General features: G+C 41.1%; 6 protein-coding genes and 3 pseudogenes. All 9 read left to right on the plus strand.

What is annotated here, in order from left to right; translation table 11 throughout:
- Positions 1–421 (plus strand): annotated as a pseudogene (locus tag LQV63_RS30920) (hypothetical protein); the annotation flags it as partial.
- 12 nt (positions 422–433) lie between these two features.
- Positions 434–826, plus strand: a complete 393-nt coding sequence (locus LQV63_RS30925; RefSeq protein WP_233699607.1) for a YxiG family protein — start codon at positions 434–436, stop codon at positions 824–826.
- A gap of 111 nt (positions 827–937) precedes the next feature.
- A pseudogene (locus tag LQV63_RS32305) lies at positions 938–1065 on the plus strand (RHS repeat-associated core domain-containing protein); the annotation flags it as partial.
- 98 nt (positions 1066–1163) lie between these two features.
- Complete coding sequence (locus LQV63_RS30930; RefSeq protein ID WP_233699608.1) at positions 1164–1466, plus strand: hypothetical protein; 303 nt, start codon at positions 1164–1166, stop codon at positions 1464–1466.
- A 183-nt stretch (positions 1467–1649) separates the two neighbouring features.
- Positions 1650–2051: a DUF4279 domain-containing protein gene (locus LQV63_RS30935; RefSeq protein ID WP_233699609.1), complete on the plus strand. Its 402-nt coding sequence runs from the start codon at positions 1650–1652 to the stop codon at positions 2049–2051.
- A gap of 552 nt (positions 2052–2603) precedes the next feature.
- On the plus strand, positions 2604–3956 hold the full coding sequence (locus tag LQV63_RS30940) for a polymorphic toxin-type HINT domain-containing protein (RefSeq protein WP_233699610.1): 1353 nt from the start codon (positions 2604–2606) through the stop codon (positions 3954–3956).
- Positions 3953–4333, plus strand: a complete 381-nt coding sequence (locus LQV63_RS30945) for a hypothetical protein (protein WP_233699611.1) — start codon at positions 3953–3955, stop codon at positions 4331–4333. The genes LQV63_RS30940 and LQV63_RS30945 overlap by 4 nt, the downstream gene beginning before the upstream one ends.
- Before the next feature lie 12 nt (positions 4334–4345).
- Complete coding sequence (locus LQV63_RS30950) at positions 4346–4699, plus strand: hypothetical protein (protein WP_233699612.1); 354 nt, start codon at positions 4346–4348, stop codon at positions 4697–4699.
- Positions 4700–4864: 165 nt separating this feature from the next.
- A pseudogene (locus tag LQV63_RS32310) lies at positions 4865–5054 on the plus strand (hypothetical protein); the annotation flags it as partial.

A 5054-nucleotide genomic window follows, 5' to 3' on the forward strand; every position in this document is an offset into this window, starting at 1 on the left:
ACCTGCCGGAGCTAAGATAGAAATACCGAAAAATGCAGAGCAATTCTATAAATCAATTTTGGATAAAGGATTGAAGTCTAATAAGGTGCCAGGTAATGTTAAGTTCAATCCTACACCTGAGACTAATAAAGCACTTGCTGAAAAAATAGCAAAAGATTTTGGTGGAACTACTAAAACTGCAAAAGGTGACGGATGGACGGTAAATATTCCAATAACTTATAATAATAAGTCTTCGGAAGTTACATTAAGAGTTATGAATTCAAGCAAAATGAATGATAATTATTGGAGATTATCCGTTAAGGGTAAACCTACTGTAAACATTAAAGGTGAGTTTAGTACCGACATTAAAGAAACCCATATTTTAATAGGTGAGAACACCTATAATGATGTTGCTCGAATTATTAATCAGTTGAATAAATAAGGGGATAATAGAATGAGTAACTTAGAGGAATTAATTTCACTGCTCTGGGGTTGTGAGATAATTTCGTATAAATTTGACTTTGAGAATCATACATTAGCATTAGGAGTAAGAAGAGTTTATGGAGAGGAGATTACATATTTCAACGTAATGCTAGAAGAAGTATGTGCATTTTCATGGGTTAATGGTATGGGAAAGGAAAGAAAGAAGCTATATAATTGGGAATATATCGACTTAGTATCCTTTGAACTTATGAGTGCAACAAATATTCACATTCTAGGTGATGATTTTCTAAGTCAATATTCTTCATCTCCTAACATTTGTATGGAAATTGGAGATTCTATCCTGCTGGTTGAAGCGAGGTATCTTTCGATCAATAATGAAAAATTTGATTTACTAGGTGAATAATTTGTATAGACCTTGATTGGCTCTTGCCTTTCAAGGTTTCTTTTTGAGGAAACCTATCTAGTGCTGAATGAACCCAGCATACAACCATTAAACCATAATCCTCTAAACTTGAATCCTAGTATTGGACGGTTCATTAACGAGGATACGTATGAGGGGATTTCAAGAATCCGCTGAGCTTAAATTTATATACTTATGTAACGAATAATCCATTGAAATATCTAGATCCTACTGGACACATGCATACCGAAATTGGTGTCGTGTATTCTCTAGGAGATAGAGAGGCAATGAATAGATATCAATCTGTCTTTTCTATTGGACAAAAAGAAAAAACTTACTTATGATGCAATCTGCTCATGATGCATCGAATTTCATTAGGCTAAAATATGAATCTACGGTGGACAGAATAAATTATTTCAAAGAAGGAATGGTGTACACTTCCCTGACTCAAGATATGTATAATGAATTATTATTTGGAAATGTAAAAGAAGTACCGCTTTTGGATGACCCGTTGTTTTATGTATTTGACGGAACATTTGCTCTGGCTTATAAGGGTGTTGCTAAATTAGCAGTAAAAACAATGGGCAAAAAGAGCGTAGACCAGACGTCAGAATATCTGCTTAAATTGGACTTGCAAAGCTAAAAAAGATATAAAAATGGTTAACGATGCTGCAAATAAAATTGGAGTAGACTGAAATCTACTGAGTATATTCATGCGGTGAAAGCTCAGCTCGGAATGAAGGCAAATGAAAATTTTACGTATAAACAATTACTGGATTTAGCTAAGGGAGTAAAGGATTCATTGAAATAATTAGGAGATGATATTTTGTCGTTAAAAGGAAGTTGCACTTTAAGTTTTATTAACTGCAAGTATTCTGAATTAGAAATAAATCAAATTATAAATCTGAGTGCAACAACCGTTATAACCAAAGATCAGTTGGTTAGCAAAGCATTGAATGAACGAGCAAAACATAATGCTTGGTTGTATAAAGAAAAAATCCAAGAAAATAACGCACCTTCTGATGCACTAGAACAATTACTAAGTAAATTAGATATAGTGAAAATACAATCAATTATTGATTCATGCGACGAAGCATTTATTAATCTGTTTTTGAATACTGATTATGGACAGCTAGGATTTGAATTGACACCAAGAGTAATTACACTACTATCTAAACTAAACCTAAAATTAGAAATACACGTTATTTCATTTGGTAGAGTTGAATAATATTGATACCACATGCGAGTCTATACTCCGCGTGGTTTCTTTTTTCGGAAACTACCCAGTGTCGAATGAACTATCTATATAACTCACGTAATGATTGCATCCGATTGTCCACCGTCCCGGGCATGAATTTGCATGCCGAATATCAATGCGATACGAACACCAGAGGACTGAAGCAAGTTCAATCGAAGAATGATCAGGGTACCATCGTGCAGCGGTTGAATCACGAGCGATCAAACGGGTACGACAAGCTATACGTATTACCCGTCAGGAGAATTGGCATCCATCACGTATCCGGATAAGACCGCCTTTTCATTTCGACTATGATAAACGTGGGTTACGAAAGGAACAAACCATTACTGCAGGACCGTATCGCTTAACGGCCCAGACACAACTGAATCCAATCCTATCTATTCCTAGGAAAGTGGATGTGATAGATGTAGCAGGGGGACAGCTCGGCCAATTTACTTACACGTACGATAGCTCGTATAACCGCGTATCCCAATTGCAGTCTCAATAGGCCTGAATGAATCATTTGCGTATGACGGATTGAACTTGACTGGCATTCAGCAGAAGCAAGGCGAGGCTCCATTCGCCCAGTATGGGTATACCTATGACAACAACCGGAACATAACGGGCAAGATGGACAATGGCCCATCGTTCCAGTTTACGTACGACCCGTTTAACCGGATCAAGACATCGAGCCAGTTCAATGAAAAGTACACGTATGATGTCAGAGATAACCGGAGCACGTTAAAGAGCGATAAGGTGCCGGATATCCAAGGCGCAAGTTATACGTACGATAGCCGGAACCGATTGACGCAAGTGAAGATAGAAAAAGGAAAAACGGTCTCCTATCGCTACAACGGGGATGGCCTCATTGTCGAACGTACCGAAGACGGCGTGACCACCCGCTACTATTACGACGACCGGGCGCTCATCGTGGGGGAAGGCACCGTGAACCCGGACGGAACCGTTGCCATAGCGACGGCTTATGTGCACGATGCGAGTGGCAAGCTGCTGGCCCGCCAAGTGCCGGGACAGAGCGGGCTGCAATATTACTTCACGAACGGCCACGGGGACGTCACGGAAATCCGCGATGCCCAAGGCAACTTGCTTAATCGCTACACATATGACATCTGGGGCAATCCGCTGACGGAAGAAGAGCAGGTGCCGAATATGTTCCGCTATTCGGGCGAGTATTGGGACAATACGACGAACCTGCAGTACCTGCGGGCCAGATGGTATGATCCAAGTATCGGGCGGTTCATAACGGAGGATCCGTTTGAAGGGGAACTGACGAATCCGCTCAGTCTGAACCCGTATACGTATGTAGAGAATAACCCGCTGACGAAGATCGATCCGACCGGGAACAGCGCTTGGGATTTATGCGCGGGCTCCTTACTCTGTTTTTCAGCCGGAACGAAAGTGAAAACGGAACAAGGACTAAAACCGATTGAAGAGATTCAAGTGGGAGATAAAGTCCAAACGAGAAATGAGGAAACCGGGGAACTGGGTTACAACCCTGTAGAGGAATTGTTCCAAAGGGAAACGGATGAAACCTATCATGTAAAAGTGAATGGAACCACCATCATTACAACTGCAGAGCATCCATTCTGGGTAGAAGGCGAAGGTTGGGTCGAAGCACGTGATCTGAAGAAAGGGGACAAACTGGTCGATCTCGATGACCAAGAAGTGCCCATCGAGGACATTGACGTCAAGAAAGAGCGGATCACGGTATATAATTTCAGAGTCCAAGGCATACACAATTATTTCGTAACGGACTTGAAGATATGGACGCACAATTGCGGCGGTCGTGACGCGCAATGTCTGGAGGGAGAATGTCCTCTTCCGTTAGTGCCCCAAGAGTCGGAGGTGGAGGGGGGTACTCGCGCCCGGCGAATGTGAGTCGCGGACTTGCCGGAGCTAAGATAGAAATACCGAAAAGTGCAGAGCAATTCTATAAATCAGTTTTGGATAAAGGCTTGAAGTTTAATAAGGGCACGGGTAATGCTTTTGGTAAAGTCAATCCAGCTAATATTCCGAATATGTCAAAAAAAGAAATACTCGATGGCTTGCCAAAAGGTTGGACGCATACCGAGAATAATGGTTTTGTCCATGTGAAAGATGCAAATGGTACAATACGGATGAGAATTGATCCTCCTGATAAAGTAACGAAATATGACCATGTGCACCTATATGATGTAAATAAGAACCCGTTAGACATCTATGGAAATGTGGTTAGTCCTAAAAGTCCAGATGCGCATATCCCATATAAGAAGTGAGGTGGATACTATTTGAATGCACAAAAAATCCAACAGAAAATTGATTCCCTTCATTACTGGGATGCATGGGTATTAAAGTTGAGCTGTGATCACTTTGCTGATGAAGTTACATTGGAGTACGAGGATTCGGACGGGAATGTAACTTATAAATTTAGTGGTTGCTTCAGAACGTTATTTGAACATAGCGTTGGATATGAGAAAGAAGTACCAGTAAAAAATTTAACTCGTGCACAAATGCCTTACTTCCTACATGATGTGGAAGTAGGGGAGGTCGAATCAGGGAGTCAGAAATTCTACTCTTGCAAAATAACTATGCCCCCTATGGGTTTGGAAATATGGTGCAAGGATATAGAAGTCAAAAGGTAGGTTATTAAAGATAATTTTGAACCATGAGTACAAACTTCTTATGGTTCTTTTTTTTGGGCTACCCAGTGCCGAATCAACCGATCATTCGACCAATACCACATATAACCCAAGCAATACTGCTACAATATTTTTTTTGATTTCCTTTGTAGGCAGATAAATGCTTGGCTGCTGGCCCGCCAAGTTCCTGGACAGAACGGGCTGCAATATTACTTTACCAACGGCCACGGGGACGTCACGGAAATCCGCGATGCCCAAGGCAACTTGCTTAATCGCTACACATATGACATCTGGGGCAATCCCCTGACGGAAGAAGAGCAGGTGCCGAATATGTTCCGCTATTCGGGCGAGTATTGGG

Origin of the sequence: Paenibacillus profundus, from assembly GCF_021369635.1 — a bacterium.
Classification (GTDB): domain Bacteria; phylum Bacillota; class Bacilli; order Paenibacillales; family Paenibacillaceae; genus Paenibacillus_B; species Paenibacillus_B profundus.